Source organism: Streptomyces asoensis, from assembly GCF_016860545.1.
Classification (GTDB): Bacteria; Actinomycetota; Actinomycetes; order Streptomycetales; family Streptomycetaceae; genus Streptomyces; species Streptomyces asoensis.
Window position 1 is genome coordinate 958,674 of record NZ_BNEB01000005.1, and the last position, 20,471, is coordinate 979,144.

A 20,471-nucleotide genomic window follows, 5' to 3' on the forward strand; every position below is an offset into this window, starting at 1 on the left:
TGTGCGAGGCGGAGTTAAGCCGTCGGGGCCGCGGCTCTGCGGCCGGCCCGTGCGACGGAGATCTGCCGTGCGACCCGGGGGCCGAGCACGGAGACGACGAGCAGGACGCCGGTGACGACGATCTGCGACTGTGCGGAGACGTCCTGGAGGCTCATCACGTTCTGCGCGGCGCCGAGCAGGAAGACTCCCGCGATCGCGCCGCCGAGCGTGCCCCTGCCGCCGTCGAAGTCGATGCCGCCGAGCAGGACGGCCGCGATGACGGAGAGTTCGAGGCCGGTGGCGTTGTCGTAGCGGGCGCTGGCGTAGTGCAGGGCCCAGAAGATGCCGGTGAGGGAGGCCATCAGGCCGGTCACCGTGAACAGGATCAGCTTGTGCCGCTTGACCCGGACGCCGGCGAACCGGGCGGCCTCCTCGCTGGCGCCGATCGCGAACAGCGAGCGGCCGAAGGGGGTGGCGTGCAGGACGACCACGGCGATGGCGAGGAGCACGACGAAGGGCAGGAAGGCCTGCGGGAGGAAGCTGTCGCCCACCCGGCCGGCCGCGAAGTCCAGGTACTGGGTGGGGAAGTCGGTGACCGCGTCGGAGCCGAGGACGATCTGCGCGATGCCCCGGTAGGCGGCGAGGGTACCGATGGTGACGGCGAGGGACGGCAGCCCGAGCCGGGTCACGAGCAGTCCGTTGACCAGCCCGCACACCACGCCGAGCAGCAGGCAGATCGGGATGATCGTCTCGATCGTCATGCCCTGGTTCCACAGCGCGCCCATCACCGCGCCGGACAGTCCGGCGGTGGAGGCGACCGACAGGTCGATCTCGCCGGAGACGACCAGCAGGGTCATCGGCAGCGCGACCAGGGCGATGGGCAGGGTGTTGCCGATCAGGAAGGACAGGTTGAGGGCATTGCCGAAGCCGTCCACGAAGGTGAACGAGAACAGCAGCAGGACGATCAGGAGGGCGCCGACGACCGTGTCCCAGCGGACGGCGCGGGTGAGGGACTCAGGCATGGCCGGCGTCTCCCTTCTGGGCGGTGGTCTTCGCGGGGGCGCCGGCGGTGCGCGCCGCGGCCGACTTCTTCTTGAGCGCGGACGCCACCCGTACGGCGACGACCCGGTCGACGGCGATGGCGAGCAGGAGCAGCACACCGTTGATGGCGAGCACCCAGACCGAGCTCACGCCGAGGGCGGGCAGGACGCTGTTGATGGAGGTGAGCAGCAGCGCGCCGAGGGCCGCGCCGTAGACGCTGCCGGAGCCGCCGGTGAAGACGACGCCGCCGACCACGACCGCGCTGACGACGGTCAGTTCGTAGCCGTTGCCGGTGCCGGAGTCGACGTTGCCGAACCGGGCCAGGTACATCGCCCCGGCGAGGCCGGCGAGGGCGCCGCAGAAGGTGTAGGCAATGAGGATCCGTCTGCGGACCGGGATGCCGGCCAGGCGGGCGGCCTCCGGGTTGGAGCCGAGCGCGTACAGCTCGCGGCCGCTGCCGAAGTGCTTGAGGTAGTACGCGGTGGCGACGAGGACGGCGAGCGCGATCAGCGCGAGCCACGGGACCGCGGAGAGACCGCCGGAGCCGAAGTCGACGAAGGAGCCGGGCAGGTCGGCCGCGGTGATCTGCCGTGAGCCGACCCAGATGGAGTCGATGCCCCGGATGATGTACAGCGTGCCGAGGGTGACGACGAGGGCGGGCACCTGGCCGAGGCTGACCAGGAGGCCGTTGAGCAGCCCGAAGCCGATGCCGAGCAGCACCGCCAGCACGATCGCGATCACCGGGTTGCCGCCGCCGTGCAGATAGGTGCCGGCGGCGAAGGCGCTGATGCCGAGGGTGGAGCCGACCGACAGGTCGACGTTGCGGGTGATGACGACCAGGGACTGGCCGGTGGCGACCAGCACCAGGATGGTCGCGTTGAGCAGCAGGTCCTTGATGCCCTGCTCGGACAGGAACTCGCTGTTGCCCGCCTGGGTGACGGCGATCATCACCAGGAAGACGACCAGGATGGCGAGTTCGCGCATCTTGAAGACGCGGTCGACCAGCCGGGTGCCGCTGGACCTCGGCGTCTCGGCGACGGGTGCCTCGTGGGACGTGGTCACCGTCATGCGGCGGCCCTCCCGGTGGCTGCGGCCATCACGGTTTCCTCGGTGGCTTCGGTGCGCGGGATCTCGGCGGCGAGCCGGCCCTCGTGCATCACGAGCACGCGGTCGGCCATGCCGAGGATCTCGGGCAGGTCGGAGGAGATCATCAGAACGGCGACCCCGTCGGCGGCCAGCTCGCTGAGCAGCCGGTGCACCTCGGCCTTGGTGCCGACGTCGATGCCCCGGGTGGGCTCGTCGACGATGAGCACCCGGGGGCCGGTGGCCAGCCACTTGGCGAGGACGACTTTCTGCTGGTTGCCGCCGGACAGGGTGTTGACGGTGTCGGCGATCCGGGCGTACTTCACCTGGAGCTTGACCGCCCAGTCGAGGGAGCGGCTGCGCTCGGCGCCGCGGTCCATCAGACCGGCCTTCACGGTCGTGCGCAGGCCGGTCAGGCCGATGTTGCGCTCGATGGACATGTCCATCACCAGGCCCTGGGCGCGCCGGTCCTCGGGGACCAGCGCCAGGCCCGCGGCCATCGCGGTGGAGGGGGCTCCGTTGGTGAGCCGTCGTCCCTGCACCTCGACCTCGCCGGCGTCCCAGCGGTCGATGCCGAAGACGGCGCGGGCGACCTCGGTGCGGCCGGCGCCGACCAGGCCGGCGAGGCCGACGATCTCGCCGCGCCTGACCTCGAAGGAGACGTCGGTGAAGACACCCTCGCGGGTCAGCCGGCGGACGCTGAGGGCGACCTCGCCCGGCGTGACGTCCTGCTTGGGGTAGAGCTCGTCGAGGTCGCGGCCGACCATGCGGCGGACCAGGTCGTCCTCGGTCATGTCCGCCAGCGGCTCGCTGGCGATCCAGGCGCCGTCGCGCAGGGTGGTCACCCGCTGGCAGATCTCGAAGATCTCCTCCAGCCGGTGGGAGATGAACAGCACCGCCGCGCCCTGCTCGCGCAGGGTGCGCACGACACCGAAGAGGCGGGCGACCTCGCTGCCGGTGAGGGCGGCGGTCGGTTCGTCCATGATCAGGACGCGGGCGTCGAAGGAGAGCGCCTTGGCGATCTCGACGATCTGCTGGTCCGCGATGGACAGGCCGCGCGCGGGGCGGTCGGGGTCGAGCTCGACGCCCAGGCGCCGCATCAGGGCGGCGGTGGCCTCGTGGGTGGCCTTGTGGTCGATACGGCCGAGGGCCCGCCGGGGCTGGCGGCCCATGAAGATGTTCTCGGCGATCGACAGGTCGGGGAAGAGCGTGGGCTCCTGGTAGATCACGGCGATGCCGGCGTCGCGGGCGTCGCCGGGACCGTGGAAGACGACGGGCTCGCCGTCGAGCAGTACCCGACCGGCGTCGGGTCGGTGCACTCCCGCGAGCGTCTTGATGAGGGTCGACTTGCCCGCGCCGTTCTCACCGGCGAGGGCGTGCACCTCGCCGGGGAACAGCTCCAGGGAGACGCCCCGCAGGGCGCGAACGGCGCCGAAGGACTTGGCTACGTCCTTCAACGCCAGCACCGGGGCCGGTCCCGCGTCGGACGGGTAGGTCATGGATGGCTCCTCGACGACGCCCGGGACGTGCCCTCACGGCGTCGTGAAAGGTTTCAACTGGATTGCCGGGACGTTAGGCATCCCGGCCATGTCACGTCAATGGGTACGTCTCGAAAAGTTTTCGATAGCCGAAGGTCACGCGGCGGTCACGAACAACGGAGCTGCCCGGAGGGGTTGACACTGCCTCGGCGGCCTCATAGCTTCCCGTTCTGAATCGTTTCATCCGGGCGTTGTTCCGGACCGATGTCACAGGAGCCGAAGTGACCGACCTCGCCGCGGTGAAGGCCGCGCTGAAGACCCAGGCCGTCGAGACGCCGTCGTGGGCGTACGGGAACTCAGGCACCCGTTTCAAGGTGTTCACCCAGGAGGGCGTGCCGCGCACCCCGCAGGAGAAGCTGGACGACGCGGCCCAGGTGCACGCGTTCACCGGAGTGGCTCCGACCGTGGCCCTGCACATCCCCTGGGACAAGGTGGAGGACTACGCCGCACTTGCGAAACACGCCGAGGACCGCGGGGTGCGGCTGGGGGCGATCAACTCCAACACCTTCCAGGACGACGCGTACAAGCTGGGCAGTGTCTGCCACCCGGACGCGGCGGTGCGGCGCAAGGCCCTCGCGCACCTGCTGGAGTGCGTCGACATCATGGACGCGACCGGCTCCACCGATCTGAAGCTGTGGTTCGCCGACGGCACCAACTACCCGGGCCAGGACGACCTCCGCGCGCGGCAGGACCGGCTCGCCGAGGGTCTCGCCGCGGTCCACGAGCGGCTCGGCGACGGGCAGCGGATGCTGCTGGAGTACAAGTTCTTCGAGCCGGCCTTCTACTCCACGGACGTGCCGGACTGGGGCACCGCGTACGCGCACTGCCTCAAGCTGGGCCCCAAGGCGCAGGTCGTGGTGGACACCGGGCACCACGCGCCCGGCACCAACATCGAGTTCATCGTCGCCACGCTCCTGCGGGAGGGCAAGCTCGGCGGCTTCGACTTCAACTCGCGGTTCTACGCGGACGACGACCTGATGGTGGGCGCCGCCGACCCCTTCCAGCTGTTCCGGATCATGTACGAGGTCGTGCGCGGCGGGGGCTTCACGTCCGAGGTGGCGTTCATGCTCGACCAGTGCCACAACATCGAGGCGAAGATCCCGGCGATCATCCGGTCCGTGATGAACGTGCAGGAGGCCACCGCCAAGGCGCTGCTCGTCGACCGGTCGGCGCTGGCCGCCGCGCAGGCCTCGGGGGACGTCCTGGAGGCGAACGCCGTGGTGATGGACGCGTACAACACGGACGTGCGTCCGCTGCTGCGCGAGGTGCGCGAGGAGATGGGGCTGGACCCCGAGCCGATGGCCGCGTACCGGGCGTCCGGGTACGCCGAGAAGATCGTCGCCTCGCGGGTCGGCGGGGAGCAGGCGGGATGGGGGGCGTGAGCGTCCGCCCCGCCCGCCCCTCCCGTCCCTCCCGTCGCGGGGCTCGGGCCGGGCGTGGCCGGTCGTGCCCGCGCGGCCGAGCCGCGTGTCGATGACACCCCGCGCCCCCGAAGAACCACCCCTCATCCCCTTCACGTAAGGACTGGAAGTTCATGGCACCGCACCCCGAAGCCGCCGCTCTGCTCGGTCGGTCCCACCGGCTGGGCGCCGATCCCCGCAACACCAACTACGCCGGCGGCAACACGTCCGCCAAGGGCACCGGCACCGACCCCGTGACCGGCGGGGACGTCGAGCTGATGTGGGTGAAGGGGTCCGGCGGGGACCTCGGGACACTCACCGGGGCGGGACTGGCCGTGCTGCGACTGGACCGGCTGCGCGGGCTCGCCGACGTCTACCCGGGCGTCGAGCGCGAGGACGAGATGGTCGCCGCGTTCGACTACTGCCTGCACGGCAAGGGCGGGGCGGCTCCGTCGATCGACACCGCCATGCACGGCCTCGTCGACGCCGCCCACGTCGACCACCTGCACCCCGACTCCGGGATCGCGCTGGCCTGCGCGGCCGACGGCGAGAAGCTGACGGCCGAGTGCTTCGGGGACACCGTCGCGTGGGTGCCCTGGCGCCGGCCCGGCTTCCAGCTGGGACTCGACATCGCGGCCGTCAAGGCGGCCAACCCGCAGGCGATCGGCTGCGTCCTGGGCGGCCACGGCGTCACCGCGTGGGGCGACACCTCCGAGGAGTGCGAGCGCAACTCGCTGCACATCATCCGCACCGCCGAGGCCTTCCTCGCGCAGAAGGGGAAGGCCGATCCGTTCGGGCCGGTCCTCGAAGGCCACGAGGCGCTGCCCGAGGCCGAGCGGCGGGAGCGGGCGGCGGCGCTGGCCCCGTACGTGCGGGCGATCGCCTCGCAGGACCGTCCCCAGGTGGGCCACTTCACCGACTCCGACGTCGTCCTCGACTTCCTGGCGCGGGCCGAGCACCCCCGGCTCGCCGCGCTCGGCACCTCCTGCCCGGACCACTTCCTGCGCACCAAGGTGCGGCCGCTGGTCCTCGACCTGCCGCCCGCAACCCCGCTGGGGGAGGCGATCGCGCGGCTCGGGGAACTGCACGCCGCGTACCGCGAGGAGTACGCCGCCTACTACGACCGGCACGCCGACGCCGACTCGCCCGCCATGCGCGGCGCCGACCCGGCGATCGTGCTGGTGCCGGGCGTGGGCATGTTCTCCTTCGGCAAGGACAAGCAGACGGCGCGGGTGGCCGGCGAGTTCTACGTCAACGCCGTCAACGTGATGCGCGGCGCGGAGGCGGTGTCCTCGTACTCGCCGATCGAGGAGTCGGAGAAGTTCCGCATCGAGTACTGGGCGCTGGAGGAGGCCAAGCTCCGGCGGATGCCGGAGCCGAAGCCGCTCGCGACCCGCGTCGCGCTCGTCACGGGCGCGGGCAGCGGGATCGGCAAGGCCATCGCGCACCGGCTGGCGGCCGAGGGCGCGTGTGTCGTCGTCGCCGACCTGAACGCGGAGAACGCGGCGGCCGTCGCCGAGGAACTGGGCGGACCCGACCGGGCGGTCGCCGTGACCGTCGACGTGACCTCCGAGGAGCAGATCGCCGGCGCCTTCCGGGCCGCCGCGCTCGCCTTCGGCGGGGTGGACCTGGTCGTCAACAACGCCGGGATCTCCATCTCCAAGCCGCTGCTCGAGACGTCCGCCCGCGACTGGGACCTCCAGCACGACATCATGGCCCGCGGGTCGTTCCTGGTCTCGCGGGAGGCGGCGCGGGTCATGATCGCCCAGGGGCTGGGCGGCGACATCGTCTACATCGCGTCGAAGAACGCCGTCTTCGCCGGTCCGAACAACATCGCCTACTCCGCCACCAAGGCCGACCAGGCCCACCAGGTGCGCCTGCTCGCCGCCGAGCTGGGCGAGCACGGCATCCGCGTCAACGGCGTCAACCCGGACGGCGTGGTGCGCGGGTCGGGCATCTTCGCGGGCGGCTGGGGCGCGCAGCGCGCCGCGACCTACGGCATCGAGGAGGAGAAGCTCGGCGAGTTCTACGCCCAGCGGACCATCCTCAAGCGCGAGGTGCTGCCGGAGCACGTGGCGAACGCGGTGTTCGCGCTCACCGGCGGCGAGCTCACCCACACCACCGGACTGCACGTCCCCGTCGACGCGGGTGTGGCGGCCGCGTTCCTCCGGTGACCGCCGTGCGGTCGTACGCGGCGGTCGACCTCGGCGCGTCCAGCGGGCGCGTCATGGTCGGCCGCGTGGGGACCGACTCGCTGGAGCTGACGGAGGCGCACCGCTTCCGCAACCGGCCGGTCCGGGTCCCGGAGGGGCTGCGCTGGGACGTGCTGTCCCTGTACGCGGGGGTCCTGGACGGGCTGCGGGCGGCCGGTCCGGTGGACTCGGTCGGCATCGACAGCTGGGCGGTGGACTACGGCCTCCTCGACGCGGACGGCGCCCTGCTCGGCAACCCGGTGCACTACCGGGACACGCGCACCGAAGGGGTCGCCGAGAAGGTGTGGGCCACCGTGCCCGCGGCCGAGCTGTACGCGGCCACCGGCCTCCAGTACGCGCCCTTCAACACCCTCTACCAGTTGACGGCCGCCCGCGGCACGCGTGAACTCCGCCAGGCCGCGCGCCTGTTGCTCATTCCCGACCTGCTGGCGTACTGGCTCACGGGCGAGCAGGGAACCGAGCTGACCAACGCCTCCACCACCCAGCTGATCGACCCCCGTACGGGCGACTGGGCGTACGACGTGGCCGAGCGGCTCGGCGTCGACCTGGGACTGTTCGCGCCGCTGCGGCGGCCCGGCGACCCGGCGGGCCTGCTGCGGGCGGGCGTGCTGGAGGAGACGGGGCTCACCGGCCCGGTGCCGGTGACGACGGTCGGCTCGCACGACACCGCCTCCGCCGTGGCCGCCGTCCCGGCGACCGGCGAGCGGTTCGCCTACATCTGCACCGGCACCTGGTCGCTGGCCGGCCTGGAGCTGGCGGCGCCCGTCCTCACCGAGGAGAGCCGGGCGGCCAACTTCACCAACGAGCTGGGGCTGGACGGCACGGTCCGCTACCTGCGCAACATCATGGGGCTGTGGCTGCTCCAGGAGTGCCTGCGGGCCTGGGGCGAACCGGATCTGGGCGAGCTGCTGCGGGAGGCGGCGGGCGTGCCCGCGCTGCGCTCGGTCGTGGACGCCGGGGACGCCGCCTTCCTGGCGCCCGGGCGGATGCCGGAGCGGATCGCCGAGGCGTGCCGGGTGTCCGGACAGCCGGTGCCCGTCACCCCCGCCGAGATCACGCGCTGCATCCTCGACTCCCTCGCCCTGGCCCACCGGCGGGCCGTCGAGGAGGCCCGGCGGCTCGCCGACCACCCGGTCGACGTCGTGCACGTCGTGGGCGGCGGCACCCGCAACACGCTGCTGTGCCAGCTCACCGCGGACGCCTGCGGGCTGCCGGTGGTGGCGGGTCCGACAGAGGCGGCCGCCCTCGGCAACGTGCTCGTCCAGGCCCGCGCGCACGGCTCGGTCGGCGACCGCGCCGACATGCGCCGGCTGCTCGCCCGCACCCAGTCGCCGACGCGCTACGAGCCGCGGGGCGACAGCGGGCCGTGGCGCGAGGCGGCGGCCCGGCTCGCCGCGCGGTGAGCGGGGGTCTCCCCGGGGCCGTCGGCCCCGGACTACTCTGCACTCATCCGATGACCTACCGCGAGGAGCCGCGATGCGTGTCGCACTGTTCCTGACCTGTGTCAACGACACGCTCTATCCGGACACCGGCCGCGCCGTGGTGAAACTGCTGACCAGACTGGGCGTCGAGGTGGACTTCCCGATGGCCCAGACCTGCTGCGGCCAGGCCCACTACAACACCGGTTACCGTCATGAGGCCGAGCCGCTCGCCCGGCATTTCTCCGATGTCTTCGCGGAGTACGAGGCGATCGTGACGCCTTCGGGGTCCTGCGGGGCGATGGTGCGGGAGCTGTATCCGAGGATGGGCGAGCGGGCCCGGGCCGAGGGGCGCGGGGACACCCTCGCCGCCACCCTGGCGCCGGTGGTGCCGAAGACGTACGAACTCACCGAGTTCCTGGTGGACGTGCTCCGTGTCACGGACGTCGGCGCGTACTACCCGCACAAGGTGACCTATCACCCGACCTGTCACGGGCTGCGCGGCCTGGGCCTCGGGGACCGTCCCCGGCGTCTGCTCCGGGCCGTGGCGGGGCTGGAGCTGGTGGAGCTGCCGGGGGCCGACGAGTGCTGCGGCTTCGGCGGGACCTTCGCGCTGAAGAACTCCGACGTCTCGGCCGCGATGGGCGCCGACAAGGTGCGCAACGCCGAGTCGACGGGTGCCGAGGTGCTCTGCGCGGCGGACAACTCCTGCCTGATGCACATCGGCGGCACCATGACCCGGCTGGAGAGCGGCATGCGGCCCGTGCACATCGCGGAGATCCTGGCGAGCACGAAGGAGGGACCGGCGTCATGAGCGGGACGTTCGTGGGCATGCCGGCCTTCCCCGAGGCCGCGCGCGAGGCGGTCGGCGACCGGACGCTGCGGGCCAATCTGCGGCACGCCACGCACACCATCCGGGCCAAGCGGGCGGCCGCGGTGGCCGAGGTGTCCGACTGGGCGCAGCTGCGGGAGGCGGGCAAGCGGATCAAGGACCACACGCTGCGCCGGCTCGACCACTACCTCGTGCAACTGGAGGAGGCCGTGACGGCGGCGGGCGGCACCGTCCACTGGGCCGCCGACGCCGACGAGGCCAACCGGATCGTGGCCGCCCTGGTCAAGGAGACCGGCGAGTCGGATCTCGTCAAGGTCAAGTCGATGGCCACCCAGGAGATCGGGCTCAACGAGGCGCTGGAGGCGGAGGGCATCCGCGCCTACGAGACCGATCTCGCCGAACTCATCGTGCAGTTGGGCCGGGACCGGCCGTCGCACATCCTGGTCCCGGCCATCCACCGCAACCGGGGCGAGATCCGGGACATCTTCGCCCGGGAGATGAGCGCGTGGGGCCGCCCCGCGCCCGAGGGGCTGACCGACACGCCCGCCGAACTCGCGGAGGCCGCCCGCCTCCACCTGCGCGAGAAGTTCCTGCGCGCCAAGGTCGGGATCTCCGGCGCCAACTTCATGGTCGCCGAGACCGGCACCCTGGTGGTCGTCGAGTCCGAGGGCAACGGACGGATGTGCCTGACCCTGCCCGAGACGCTGATCTCGGTCGTCGGCATCGAGAAGATCGTGCCGACCTGGCGTGACCTGGAGGTCTTCCTCCAGACGCTGCCCCGCTCCTCGACGGCGGAGCGCATGAACCCGTACACCTCGACCTGGACGGGCACGACGGACGGCGACGGCCCGCGCACCTTCCACCTGGTGCTGCTGGACAACGGACGCACCGACACCCTCGCCGACGAGGTCGGCCGGCAGGCCCTGCGCTGCATCCGCTGCTCCGCCTGTCTGAACGTGTGCCCGGTCTACGAGCGCGCCGGCGGCCACGCCTACGGCTCGGTCTATCCCGGCCCGATCGGCGCGATCCTCAGCCCCCAACTGCGGGGTACCGGGAGCGAGATCGACGCCTCCCTGCCCTACGCCTCCTCGCTGTGCGGGGCCTGCTACGAGGTGTGCCCGGTGGCCATCGACATCCCGGAGGTGCTGGTGCACCTGCGCGAACGGGTCGTGCAGGGCGGCCCGGTCACCCGCGAGGGCAACAAGGTGGTGGTCAAGCCCGCCAAGGGGCACGCGGCGGAACGGGCCGCGATGCGGGCGGCGCGCTGGGCGTTCGGCAGGCCCGGGGCCCTGCGCGCCGGGCAGCGGCTGGCCTCCCGGACCCGCGGGCTGCATCCCCGTACGCTGCCGGGCCCCGGCCGGGCGTGGAGCGCCTCGCGGGATCTGCCGGCGGTGCCCGCGGAGCCGTTCCGCGACTGGTGGCAGCGGACGAACGGCGGCACTGCCGACGGCACGAGCGGCGAAGGAGCGGCGAAGTGAGCAGCAGGGAACGGATCCTGGGCCGGGTGCGGCGCGCGCTGGCGGACGTGCCCCGGGACGACACCCCGTACGGGGAGGCGGTCGCCCGTGACTACCTGCGCGAGCACGGCGCCCGCGACACCGCCGCGACGGTCGAGCTGCTGGCGGAGAACCTGACGGAGTACCGGGCCCTCGTGCACCGGTGCGCCGAGGGGGAACTGCCCGCCGTGCTGGCCCGATTGCTCGCGGAGCGGAGGGCGGCCACGGTCCTCGTGCCGCCGGGCCTCGACGAGACCTGGCTGGCGCGCTCGGACGTGGCGCGCGTCGCGGACCTGGCGGGGAGCGGCGCGCACGAGCTGGACCGCGTGGACAGCGTGGTCACGGCGTGCGCGGTGGCCGTCGCGGAGACGGGGACCATCGTGCTGGACGGCGGCCCCGACCAGGGCCGGCGCCGGATCACCCTGGTCCCGGATCACCACATCTGCGTGGTGCGGGTCCCGGAGCAGGTCGTGTCCTCCGTGCCCCAGGCCCTGGAACGGCTCGACCCGCTCCGCCCGTCGACCTGGATCTCCGGCCCCTCGGCGACCAGCGACATCGAACTCGACCGGGTGGAAGGGGTGCACGGCCCGCGCACCCTGGAGGTGGTCCTGGTCGGCTGAGCCCGTGGAGGGGCGGCTCCGGCCGGCCGCCGCCCCGGCTCAGGAGTAGGTCATCGGGCAGCCGTACCGCAGGGAGTACTGCGCGGCGCGCAGGTAGAGCGCCACGTAGAAGGCCGCGTCCGGGTCCTCGGCCCACGTCCCGGGCCGCACCCGGGCGGTCCGCTCCGCCCCGCCCTCCAGGAACCACAGGCTCAGTGCGAGGTTCTCGCCCGCGGGTATCGCGTCCACGGGCAGGGCGATCGCCGCGGCCAGCCGCTCGGCCAGGGCGAGCACCCGCGGGGCCCCGGCGACCGCCGTGTCCTCGCCGGAGTACGCGGTGCCGACGGGGAGCACGATCTCCTCGTCCAGCGCGAACGGCACCAGCACGCTCCAGTCGAGGAGCGCCGACAGCTCCGCGTCGGTCAGCAGCGTCCCGCACAGCGCCAAGAAGCCGTCCATGGACGGGCCGACCTTCTCCTCGAACCAGCCCGGCGCCTCCCGTGCCTCGTACGGGGGCAGGCCGCGCCGCGCCAGCTCGGTGTCCAGCGCGGCGGCGACGTCCCCGTACCCGTCCTCCCCCGGCTGCGACCAGTCCCGCGCGGCGACACTCACCAGATAGACACCCATGATCGCAACGTACCGGCCGCCACCGACAAACGTCCCGGTCCCCCGTGACAACCAGGGTGAACAAGCGCTTAGATAGGTGATCGAACGTCCGCAGGACCGCGACCGAACCCTCCGGAGGCCCCGTTGTTCACGTCCGTCGACGATGTCTGCGCGCGGCTCGCCGAGAGCGGCTACCTGGCCTCCCCCGCCGTCGCCACGACCGTCTTCCTCGCCGACCGGCTCGGCAAGCCGCTGCTGGTGGAGGGCCCCGCCGGGGTCGGCAAGACGGAGCTCGCCAAGGCCGTGGCGCGGGTCGCGGGAGCCCGGCTGGTACGGCTCCAGTGCTACGAGGGCGTCGACGAGTCCCGGGCCCTGTACGAGTGGAACCACGCCAAGCAGCTGCTGCGCATCAGCGCGGGCCGGGACGAGAGCTGGGACGAGACCCGCACCGACATCTTCAGCGAGGAGTTCCTCCTCCCCCGGCCGCTGCTGACCGCCATCCGCGGCGACGAACCGACGGTCCTGCTCATCGACGAGACCGACAAGGCCGACGTCGAGGTGGAGGGGCTGCTCCTGGAGGTGCTGAGCGACTTCCAGGTCACCGTCCCGGAGCTCGGCACGATCACCGCGGCGCGCCGCCCGTTCGTCGTCCTCACCTCCAACGCGAGCCGTGAGCTGTCGGAGGCGCTGCGCCGGCGCTGTCTCTTCCTGCACATCGGCTTCCCCGAGGAGGAGCTGGAGCGGCGGATCGTCCGGCTGAAGGTGCCCGGCATCGAGGAGGCGCTGGCGCAGTCGGTGGTCCGGGTGATCGGCGCGCTGCGCGCGATGGACCTGCGCAAGGCGCCGTCCGTCGCCGAGACCGTCGACTGGGCCCGCACCCTGCTCGCGCTCGGTGCGACCGCCCTGGACGAGGGTGTCGTCCGCGACAGCCTCGGCGTGATCCTCAAGCACCAGGAGGACATCCTCAAGGCCGGCGCGAAGCTCGACCTGGACGCCGTGTGAGCGCCGAGGCCGCCGACCGCGTGGTCGGCCTGGTGGCGGCGCTGCGCGCGCACGGACTGCGGATCGGCACGGGTGAGACGGTGGACGCCGCCGAGGCGGCGGCGGTGCTCGGCTTCGCGGACCGCGCGGTGCTGCGCGAGGGGCTCGCCGCGGCCCTGCTGCACTCTCCGGACCAGCGAAGGGTCTTCGACACCGTCTTCGACCTGTACTTCCCGTACGGCGTCGGCGCGCCGCAGGGCGGGCCCGGCGACCGGGACGACCTGCGGGAGCGGCTGGCCGCCGCGCTCGCCGACGACGACGCGACGGCGCTGGCCCGGTTGGCCGTGGAGGCCGTCGACGGGTTCGGCGGGTACGGGAGTTCACCGGGCGCGGACGGCTGGTCGTCGTACCAGGCGCTGGAACGCCTGCGCCCGCAGACACTGCTGGCGCGGGTCCGTGACGACGTCCGTTCCCGGGGTGGGGGTCCCGGATTCACCGACCGGCTCCTGGAGGACGAGATCCGGCGGCGCATCGAGGTCTTCCGCACCCTGGTGGCCGGGGAGGCCCGGCGCCGGGTGGCGGAGCGGCGGGGGCGGGACGAGATCGCCCGGCGGGCGGTCGCGCCGACCGTGGACCGGGTCGACTTCCTGTACGCAGGGAAGGACCGGCTGGCCGAACTGCGGCGCACCGTACAGCCGTTGGCGCGCAAGCTGGCCACCCGCATGGCCGCGCGCCGCCGGCGGGCCTCGCGCGGCACCATCGACCTGCGGCGCACCCTGCGCGGTTCCCTCTCGACGGGCGGGGTGCCGATGCGGCCGGTGCTGCGCCGCCGGCGGCCGGTCCGCCCCGAACTGGTGCTCCTGTGCGATGTCTCGGGGTCGGTGTCGGGCTTCTCCGACTTCACGATGCTGCTGGTGCAGGCCCTGCACGACCAGTTCACCAAGGTGCGGGTGTTCGCCTTCGTCAACCGGATCGACGAGGTGACCGGGCTGCTCGGACACGGGGCGGCGGACCCGGCGGGCCTCGGCGCGCGCATCAGGGCGGAGGCCGGCCTGACGGGCCACCACGGCAGCAGCGACTACGGGGCCGCGCTGGGAGAGTTCACCGCACGGTACGGGGACGCGGTCGGCCCGCGCAGCACGGTCTTCGTGCTCGGCGACGCCCGGACCAACATGAGCGACCCCAATCCGGCCGCCCTGCGGCGGATCGCCGGACAGGCGCGCCACCTCCACTGGCTGAACCCGGAGCCGCGCACCCTGTGGGGCACGGGTGACTCGGCGGCGCCCGAGTACGCCGGGCTGGTCGCGATGCACGAGTGCCGCAACGCCGGCCAACTCGGCGCACTGATCGGCAGGTTGCTTCCCGTCTGAGCGACGCCGACCGGTGCCGCCCGGCGCAACCCCGCGGTTCTTGCCGTTACCCCGCGGTTCTTCCCGTTCCTACGGTGCCTTGCCGTAGTCCTTGGCCATCGAACCGGCGAAGTCGTAGACCACGCACTGTTCGTCGCCCACGACCCAGGCGTCGTGTCCGGGAGTCACCACGAAGACGTCCCCGGGCCCGAGTTCGCCCTCCCCGCCCTCGTCCATGGTGATGTGCATGCGGCCCTGGACCACGTACCCGTTGTGGTGGATCTGGCAGGTGTCGGTTCCCGCCACCGAGGCCAGCGACTCCGTCCACCGCCATCCCGGTTCGAAGGTCGCCACGGCGAAGTCGAGCCCCGTCATGTGGACGGCCTCGATGTGGCCGCGGGGGAAATCGCGCCGCTCGTCCGGCTTCTCGAGCGCCTTCACTTCCATCATGACGCTCCCTCCTTCCGGCCGCGCCTCACCGCGGCCGGGGCCGGTCTCCCCGGCGGCCGTGGGCGTCGCCGGTCGGGGGCCGGGCCCCACCTTCCATCCTCCGTCCGCCCGCCGGGGGCCGCCATTCGACGCGGGCGGCCGTCACGGGCGTGTGCTACGCCGTCGGTCCGCAGAGTTCGGCGAAGCGCGCGGTGTCGATGTTGCCGCCGGAGAGGATCACGCCGACGCGTCGCGGGAGCGGGCCGGCCCGCCCGGCGAGCAGGGCGGCGATCGGGGTGGCTCCGCTGGGCTCCACGACGATCTTCAGACGTTCGAAGGCGAAGCGCATGGCGGCCCGGATCTCGTCGTCGTCGACCAGGGCGATGTCGTCGACCAGCCGCCGGTTGACCGAGAACGTCAGCTCCCCGGGCGTGTGCAGGGCCTGTCCGTCGGCGATGGTGCGCGGCACCGGGATCTCGACCCGCCGGCCCGCGTCGAGCGAGCGCTTGGTGTCGTCCCCGGCCTCCGGCTCGACGCCTAGGACGCGGGTGGCCGGGTGCAGCCCCTTGACGGCCGTCGCGCTGCCGGCGATGAGGCCGCCGCCCCCGACCGGCACCAGCAGGGCGTCCAGTTCTCCCGCCTCCTCCAGCAGTTCGAGCGCGGCGGTGCCCTGACCGGCCATGACGTGCGGGTGCTCGTAGGGCGGGATGAGGGCCAGCCCCCGGTCGGCGGCCAGCGCCCCGGCGACGGCCGCCCGGTCGCCGGTGTAGCGGTCGTACGTGACGATCTCGGCGCCGTAGCCCTCGGTGGCCGCGCGCTTGGAGCGGGGCGCGTCCTCCGGCATGACGATCACCGCGGTGGTGCCGAGCTCGCGGGCGGCCAGGGCGACGGCCTGGGCGTGGTTGCCGGAGGAGTACGCGGCGACGCCCCGGGCGAGCTGTTCGGGGGCCAGCCGGGAGACCGCGTTGTAGGCGCCCCGGAACTTGAACGCGCCGACGCGCTGGAAGTTCTCGCACTTCAGCAGCACCTCGGCGCCCACCAGCTCGTCCAGGGTGCGGGAGCGCAGCACGGGGGTGCGGTGTGCGACGCCCTTCAGCCGGGCGGCCGCGTCGCGCACGTCGTCGAGGGTGATCGGCGGGGGTGTGGTCGTCACGGGTGGGCTCCCTCGGGATGGCCGCCGGCACCGGGGATGCCGTCGGCACCGGGCGCTCGCGCGGTTCTGGACTGGGCGAGATAGCTGTAGGCGGAGGCACGGGAGATGCCGAGGCGGGCGGCGACCTGTTCGATGGCGCGCCGCACGGCGAACACGCCGCGTTCGTCGAGGCCGCGGAAGAGCGCGAGGCGCCGGGCCCGGTCGAGGCCGGCCCAGGTCTGGTCCTGGCGCCGCAGCCGGTCGTCGAGGAGGGCGTCGACGACGGAGTCGATGTCGTCGCCGAAGGTGGTCACCGGGGCCTCGGCCCGGGGCGTCGCCGCCGTACCGGCGAGCGCGGCCAGCAGGCCCTGCACCCGGTCCACCTCGGTGACGTCGACGTTGACGCACAGGGCGCCGAAGACCGCGCCGGCGGAGTCGCGCAGCACCATCGTGGACGACTTCACCAGCCGTCCGGCGCCGGTGCGGGTGACGTAGTTCAGCTCGTCGGCGGCCTCGTCGCCGCGGGCGAGCACGCGCATGCCGATCTCGCTCATCGCGCCGCCGACGGTGCGCCCGGTCACCGACCCCGCGACCGCCACGACGGACGTCTCCGGCCGCCGGTAGTCGTGCAGCACGACCTCGCACACCGGCCCGAAGGTCGCGGCGATCCCGTCGACGACGGGGGTGAGCGCACGCAGGACCGCGTCCCGCTCGGTCTCCCGGGATTCCATGCCTCCATTAGACCACGCGTCCAGAGGCTGGACCTACAGTCCAGAACGACGGAGGGTGCGCAGACTCGATGACAGGAGGGATGCGCACAAAACCTCTCGTCCTGGCGTCCTCTCGTCATTTCGTCGGCACGCGGGTCGACGCTCTCCCGGCCGACGGCGTAGAAGGATCGGTGCGCAGCGCGCAGACGCGGCCGCGGTCCGTGCGCAGACGCTCTCACGGGCTTGACGCAGAAGCCGTCGAGGCGCGCATCACGCAAAGGGTGGTGCCGCCAATTGCGCTGTCCCTAGGATGGGTTGTCCGCCGTGCCCGACCGTGGCCGGCATCGAACTGGGGGAAGAGATGCAGCCCGGCAAGCAGTTGTCGACGGCGATCGACGCGGCGGTCCCCACGGCCGCCCGCATGTACGACCACTACCTCGGCGGCAAGGACAACTACGCGGCCGACCGCGCGGCATGCGAGGAACTGGACAAGGTCGTCCCGAGCACCCGGGCGCTGGCGCTCAACAACCGCCGGTTCCTCCAGCGGGTGGTGCGGACCCTGACCCAGGAGTTCAGGATCCGGCAGTTCCTGGACCACGGATCGGGCCTGCCCACCCAGGACAACGTGCACCAGGTCGCCCAGCGCGTCGACCCGACCGCGCACGTCGTGTACGTCGACAACGACCCGATGGTGCTGGTGCACGGCCGCGCCCTGCTGGAGCAGGACCGCCGCACCACCGTCATACACGCCGACCTGCGGGACACCGAGACGATCTTCACCCACGAGGACACCCTGCGGCTGATCGACTTCTCGGAGCCGGTGGCGGTGCTGTTCAACTCCGTCTTCCACTGCATCCCCGACAGCGACACCGACGGACCCCGGGCCGTGGTGCGCCGGGTCTCCGAACGCCTGGCGCCCGGCAGCGTCCTGGTGATGTGCCAACTGGTCAGCGAGGACCCGCAGGTCCGGGAGTTCGTCACCGACTTCATGGACAAGGCCACCCAGGGCCACTGGGGCCGGGTGCGCGAGGAGAAGGACGTCGCCGCGCTCTTCGAGGGCACGCGGATCATCGAACCGGGACTGGTGGAGGTCTCCACCTGGCGGCCCGACACCGAGGTCGCGCCCCGCCAGCTCACCCAGGAGTGGATCGAGTTCGGCGGAGTGGGCCTCCTGGGCTGAGCGGGCGCCTCAGGGAGCGGCGGCGTAGCGCCGGTCGGCGGTCTCCTTCAGCAGCGCCAGGGACTCGCGCGGGTCGAGTGCCTCGTCCGCGAGGCGGTCCAGCGCGACCCGGTACTCCTCCGTCTCGTCCCGGTCCTCCAGGAAGGTCGCGCTCCTGATCTGCTCCAGGTAGACGACGTCGGGCAGATCGGCGCCGGCGAAGCGCAGGTAGGTGACCGGTATGGCCGGCGCGGAGGCGTGGGTGACGTCCAACGGCACCACCTGGACGGTGACATGGGGCAGCCCGGCCATCTGCACGAGGTGATCGAGCTGCTCGCGCATCACCTCGCGCCCGCCCAGCACGCGCAGCAGCACCGATTCGTCGAGGACCGCCCACAGCCGCGGGGCGTCGGGGCGCTTCAGCAGTTCGGTGCGCCGCGTGCGCAGTTCCACCCGGCGCTCGACCTCCCGCGAGGTCGCCGACGGCAGACCGCGCTCCACGACGGCGCGCGCGTAGGCGGGGGTCTGCAACAGGCCCGGCACGTACTGGATCTCGAAGGTGCGGATCGCCGTGGCCGCCTCCTGGAGCCCGACCAGCCGGTCGAACCACTCGGGCATGAGCCGCTTGTCGAAGCGCTGCCACCAGCCGGGTTCGCCCGCCTGCCGCAGCAGCCGGATCAGTACCGAGGTCTCGTGCTCCTCGGTCCCGTAGAGCGACAGGAGCGCGCGCACGTCCGCCTCGACGGGAGGCTTGCGGCCCTTGCCCGCCTCGATCCGCGACAGCTTCGCCGGGCTGAACCCGAGGGAGCGCGCGGCCTGTTCCTGGGAGAGTCCGGCGTCCTCCCGGATACCGGCGAGCTGGACACCGACCAGCATTTTGAGCAAGGTCGGGGCGGGCTCGGCCCGGTTCAGATACGGTTCGAGACGGGACACTCGAGGCGACTCGGCAGACATCCTGACTCCCCGTGGACCGGCAGACGACAGACCGCAGTATCGCATCCGAGGCCCTCCGACCGCACGCGGCAAGGGAATCGAGTCCGCATGGAGACCCCCACGCAGCCCCTCGGGGTCCCCCGGACCGACCCGGACCGGCTCGGACGGGCTCAGACCAGGTGGTCGAACTCCCCGTCCTTCGCCCCGGCCACGAACGCGGCGACCTCGGCCGGCGTGTACACCAGCGCGGGCCCGTCGGGATCGCGGGAGTTGCGCAGCGCGACGCCTCCACCGTCCAGCGCCGCGACCTCCACGCAGTTGCCCTCGGCGTTGCTGTGACTGCTCTTGATCCAGCGGACGCCCAGCGAGCTCGCCCGCACTCCGTTCGACACTGACGACACGGCAGTCTCCCTCGCTCGTACGCGCAATTTCCCGTGAAATTGCACGAGGACCTCGTCAGCGTGGATAATAGCCAATGCGTCAACCGCACTTCCCGTCCTACGTCCTGACGTCGCCTCAGGGAGATGCACCGTGTCGTCACCTGCGCAGTTCCGGAGCCGCGAGTCCGCCCCCGTCCGCGACTCGGCCAGAACCGCCGCCCAGTACCTCACGGGCAGCCGGGCGGGATTCGTCCAGGCACGGGAGTTCACCCGGCGCACCCTCGACGCCTGGTCGCTGGAGCACCGCGCCGACGACGCGGTCACCGTCGTCACCGAACTGGCCGCCAACGCCGTCCTGCACGCGCTCCCGCACACCTCGACGGACGCGTTCCATGTGCGGCTGCGGCTCACCCTGCGCCGCTCGCACCTGGTCTGCGCGGTGACCGACCCGGGCGACAGCCTGCCCGTCTACCCGCACACCGCGGACGCCCTCCTGGAACACGGGCGCGGACTGCACATCATCGAGGCCCTCTCCGAGCACTGGGGCTGGACCCGCCGCTCCCCCGTGGGCAAGACCGTCTGGGCGATGCTGCCGACCCGCCTGCCGTCCTGACCCCGACCCCGCCCCTGACACCTGACATGACTGCCACGAAGAGAACCTCACCGCTCCAGGACCTGCACCACGTGCCCTGGCCCGAGATCAAGGACTCCACGGGCTCCGCCGCCGGCATTCCCTTCCTGCTGACCACGCTCGCCCGGGGCGACGCCGACAGCGCCGGGTCCGCCCTCGGCCAACTTCGGCGCCGGATATGCCAGTTCGGCTTCGTCGTCGAACAGGCGACGGCGGCGACCGTGCCCTTCCTCTGGGAACTGGTCCGGCTCCCCCAGGTCACCTGTCGCGCGGAGATCCTGGGCCTGCTGAAGAGCATCGCCGACACCCGCCAGTGGGAGACCACCGCCGCCGCGTACCCCAAGCTGCTGCACCACCCCGACAACTACGTGGCCTGGGAACGCGCGGCCCACCACGCCGTGCACGCCCAGCGCGACGTCCTGAGCCAGCTGCTCGCCGAGCGGGACGCCGAGATCGTACGGGCCACCACGGAACTCGCCGCGACCCTGGCCGACTGATGCCGTCGCCGGGCGTTCACGGCGCTCCGCGGGCCGCGTGTCCCCACCGTCGCACCCGAGCGCTA

Annotated in this window: 20 protein-coding genes; 11 read left to right on the forward strand and 9 right to left on the reverse strand. The window is 72.5% G+C overall.

Annotated elements, in window-relative coordinates; all coding sequences use genetic code 11:
* Window positions 1-14: 14 nt before the first annotated feature.
* The 3 genes from Saso_RS27270 to Saso_RS27280 are packed head-to-tail and all read right to left on the reverse strand — an operon-like array spanning window position 15 to window position 3,602.
* Window positions 15-1,001: an ABC transporter permease gene (locus Saso_RS27270; protein WP_189924424.1), complete on the reverse strand. Its 987-nt coding sequence runs from the start codon at window positions 999-1,001 to the stop codon at window positions 15-17.
* Complete coding sequence (locus Saso_RS27275) at window positions 994-2,088, reverse strand: ABC transporter permease (protein WP_189924422.1); 1,095 nt, start codon at window positions 2,086-2,088, stop codon at window positions 994-996. The genes Saso_RS27270 and Saso_RS27275 overlap by 8 nt, the downstream gene beginning before the upstream one ends.
* Window positions 2,085-3,602: a sugar ABC transporter ATP-binding protein gene (locus Saso_RS27280; RefSeq protein WP_189924420.1), complete on the reverse strand. Its 1,518-nt coding sequence runs from the start codon at window positions 3,600-3,602 to the stop codon at window positions 2,085-2,087. Before Saso_RS27280 ends, Saso_RS27275 begins: the two co-directional genes overlap by 4 nt.
* A 260-nt stretch (window positions 3,603-3,862) precedes the next feature.
* Between Saso_RS27280 and rhaI the strand changes: the two genes are divergently transcribed.
* From rhaI to Saso_RS27310, 6 genes are all read left to right on the forward strand, one after another.
* The gene (gene rhaI / locus Saso_RS27285) at window positions 3,863-5,023 is read left to right on the forward strand and encodes an L-rhamnose isomerase (protein WP_189924418.1); all 1,161 of its coding nucleotides are present in this window, start codon (window positions 3,863-3,865) and stop codon (window positions 5,021-5,023) included.
* 152 nt (window positions 5,024-5,175) lie between these two features.
* Window positions 5,176-7,215 carry a bifunctional aldolase/short-chain dehydrogenase gene (locus Saso_RS27290; protein ID WP_189924416.1) on the forward strand — a complete coding sequence of 680 codons (2,040 nt, stop codon included), beginning with the start codon at window positions 5,176-5,178 and terminating at the stop codon, window positions 7,213-7,215.
* A 5-nt stretch (window positions 7,216-7,220) separates the two neighbouring features.
* Window positions 7,221-8,657 carry a rhamnulokinase gene (locus Saso_RS27295; protein WP_189924623.1) on the forward strand — a complete coding sequence of 479 codons (1,437 nt, stop codon included), beginning with the start codon at window positions 7,221-7,223 and terminating at the stop codon, window positions 8,655-8,657.
* A gap of 73 nt (window positions 8,658-8,730) precedes the next feature.
* A complete protein-coding gene (locus Saso_RS27300; RefSeq protein ID WP_189924414.1) occupies window positions 8,731-9,486 on the forward strand; it encodes a (Fe-S)-binding protein in 756 nt (251 codons plus the stop codon).
* The gene (locus Saso_RS27305) at window positions 9,483-10,982 is read left to right on the forward strand and encodes a LutB/LldF family L-lactate oxidation iron-sulfur protein (RefSeq protein WP_189924412.1); all 1,500 of its coding nucleotides are present in this window, start codon (window positions 9,483-9,485) and stop codon (window positions 10,980-10,982) included. The genes Saso_RS27300 and Saso_RS27305 overlap by 4 nt, the downstream gene beginning before the upstream one ends.
* Window positions 10,979-11,620: a LutC/YkgG family protein gene (locus Saso_RS27310; RefSeq protein WP_189924410.1), complete on the forward strand. Its 642-nt coding sequence runs from the start codon at window positions 10,979-10,981 to the stop codon at window positions 11,618-11,620. The genes Saso_RS27305 and Saso_RS27310 overlap by 4 nt, the downstream gene beginning before the upstream one ends.
* 39 nt (window positions 11,621-11,659) lie before the next feature.
* Here the strand turns inward: Saso_RS27310 and Saso_RS27315 are convergent, their stop codons facing one another.
* Window positions 11,660-12,226 carry a hypothetical protein gene (locus tag Saso_RS27315; RefSeq protein WP_189924409.1) on the reverse strand — a complete coding sequence of 189 codons (567 nt, stop codon included), beginning with the start codon at window positions 12,224-12,226 and terminating at the stop codon, window positions 11,660-11,662.
* A gap of 123 nt (window positions 12,227-12,349) precedes the next feature.
* Here Saso_RS27315 and Saso_RS27320 point away from each other — a divergent pair, with 123 nt between their 5' ends.
* Both Saso_RS27320 and Saso_RS27325 read left to right on the forward strand, forming a co-directional pair.
* Complete coding sequence (locus Saso_RS27320) at window positions 12,350-13,207, forward strand: AAA family ATPase (protein WP_189924407.1); 858 nt, start codon at window positions 12,350-12,352, stop codon at window positions 13,205-13,207.
* Entirely contained in the window at window positions 13,204-14,556 is a 1,353-nt protein-coding gene (locus Saso_RS27325; protein WP_189924405.1) for a VWA domain-containing protein, read from the forward strand. Before Saso_RS27320 ends, Saso_RS27325 begins: the two co-directional genes overlap by 4 nt.
* 69 nt (window positions 14,557-14,625) lie before the next feature.
* On the opposite strand, the gene Saso_RS27330 is transcribed toward Saso_RS27325, so the two are convergent.
* From Saso_RS27330 to Saso_RS27340, 3 genes are all read right to left on the reverse strand, one after another.
* The gene (locus tag Saso_RS27330; RefSeq protein WP_189924403.1) at window positions 14,626-14,985 is read right to left on the reverse strand and encodes a cupin domain-containing protein; all 360 of its coding nucleotides are present in this window, start codon (window positions 14,983-14,985) and stop codon (window positions 14,626-14,628) included.
* A gap of 154 nt (window positions 14,986-15,139) precedes the next feature.
* Entirely contained in the window at window positions 15,140-16,117 is a 978-nt protein-coding gene (locus Saso_RS27335; protein ID WP_189924401.1) for a threo-3-hydroxy-L-aspartate ammonia-lyase, read from the reverse strand.
* Window positions 16,114-16,827: a helix-turn-helix transcriptional regulator gene (locus tag Saso_RS27340; protein WP_189924399.1), complete on the reverse strand. Its 714-nt coding sequence runs from the start codon at window positions 16,825-16,827 to the stop codon at window positions 16,114-16,116. Before Saso_RS27340 ends, Saso_RS27335 begins: the two co-directional genes overlap by 4 nt.
* A gap of 340 nt (window positions 16,828-17,167) precedes the next feature.
* On the opposite strand from Saso_RS27340, the gene Saso_RS27345 reads away from it, so the two are divergent.
* Window positions 17,168-17,986 (forward strand): SAM-dependent methyltransferase, encoded by an 819-nt coding sequence (locus tag Saso_RS27345; protein ID WP_189924621.1) that lies wholly within the window; start codon window positions 17,168-17,170, stop codon window positions 17,984-17,986.
* A gap of 9 nt (window positions 17,987-17,995) precedes the next feature.
* On the opposite strand, the gene Saso_RS27350 is transcribed toward Saso_RS27345, so the two are convergent.
* Together Saso_RS27350 and Saso_RS27355 are read right to left on the reverse strand one after the other, a co-directional pair.
* The gene (locus Saso_RS27350) at window positions 17,996-18,919 is read right to left on the reverse strand and encodes a helix-turn-helix domain-containing protein (RefSeq protein ID WP_189924398.1); all 924 of its coding nucleotides are present in this window, start codon (window positions 18,917-18,919) and stop codon (window positions 17,996-17,998) included.
* Between the two features lie 149 nt (window positions 18,920-19,068).
* Entirely contained in the window at window positions 19,069-19,299 is a 231-nt protein-coding gene (locus Saso_RS27355) for a DUF397 domain-containing protein (protein ID WP_189924397.1), read from the reverse strand.
* Window positions 19,300-19,429: 130 nt separating this feature from the next.
* On the opposite strand from Saso_RS27355, the gene Saso_RS27360 reads away from it, so the two are divergent.
* Window positions 19,430-19,891, forward strand: coding sequence for an ATP-binding protein (locus Saso_RS27360; protein WP_189924396.1), 462 nt, complete (start codon window positions 19,430-19,432; stop codon window positions 19,889-19,891).
* Window positions 19,892-19,917: 26 nt separating this feature from the next.
* Window positions 19,918-20,406 (forward strand): hypothetical protein, encoded by a 489-nt coding sequence (locus Saso_RS27365; RefSeq protein WP_229901378.1) that lies wholly within the window; start codon window positions 19,918-19,920, stop codon window positions 20,404-20,406.
* Window positions 20,407-20,471: the final 65 nt, after the last annotated feature.

Bases quoted from the DNA above. Each gene is read 5' to 3' on its own strand.
- Saso_RS27365 (WP_229901378.1), top strand. From the start codon at position 19,918: ATGACTGCCACGAAGAGAACCTCACCGCTCCAGGACCTGCACCACGTG.
- Saso_RS27280 (WP_189924420.1), bottom strand. From the start codon at position 3,602: ATGACCTACCCGTCCGACGCGGGACCGGCCCCGGTGCTGGCGTTGAAG.
- Saso_RS27330 (WP_189924403.1), bottom strand. From the start codon at position 14,985: ATGATGGAAGTGAAGGCGCTCGAGAAGCCGGACGAGCGGCGCGATTTC.
- Saso_RS27345 (WP_189924621.1), top strand. From the start codon at position 17,168: ATGCAGCCCGGCAAGCAGTTGTCGACGGCGATCGACGCGGCGGTCCCC.
- Saso_RS27305 (WP_189924412.1), top strand. From the start codon at position 9,483: ATGAGCGGGACGTTCGTGGGCATGCCGGCCTTCCCCGAGGCCGCGCGC.
- Saso_RS27270 (WP_189924424.1), bottom strand. From the start codon at position 1,001: ATGCCTGAGTCCCTCACCCGCGCCGTCCGCTGGGACACGGTCGTCGGC.
- Saso_RS27340 (WP_189924399.1), bottom strand. From the start codon at position 16,827: ATGGAATCCCGGGAGACCGAGCGGGACGCGGTCCTGCGTGCGCTCACC.
- Saso_RS27275 (WP_189924422.1), bottom strand. From the start codon at position 2,088: ATGACGGTGACCACGTCCCACGAGGCACCCGTCGCCGAGACGCCGAGG.
- Saso_RS27315 (WP_189924409.1), bottom strand. From the start codon at position 12,226: ATGGGTGTCTATCTGGTGAGTGTCGCCGCGCGGGACTGGTCGCAGCCG.
- Saso_RS27350 (WP_189924398.1), bottom strand. From the start codon at position 18,919: ATGTCTGCCGAGTCGCCTCGAGTGTCCCGTCTCGAACCGTATCTGAAC.
- Saso_RS27300 (WP_189924414.1), top strand. From the start codon at position 8,731: ATGCGTGTCGCACTGTTCCTGACCTGTGTCAACGACACGCTCTATCCG.
- Saso_RS27290 (WP_189924416.1), top strand. From the start codon at position 5,176: ATGGCACCGCACCCCGAAGCCGCCGCTCTGCTCGGTCGGTCCCACCGG.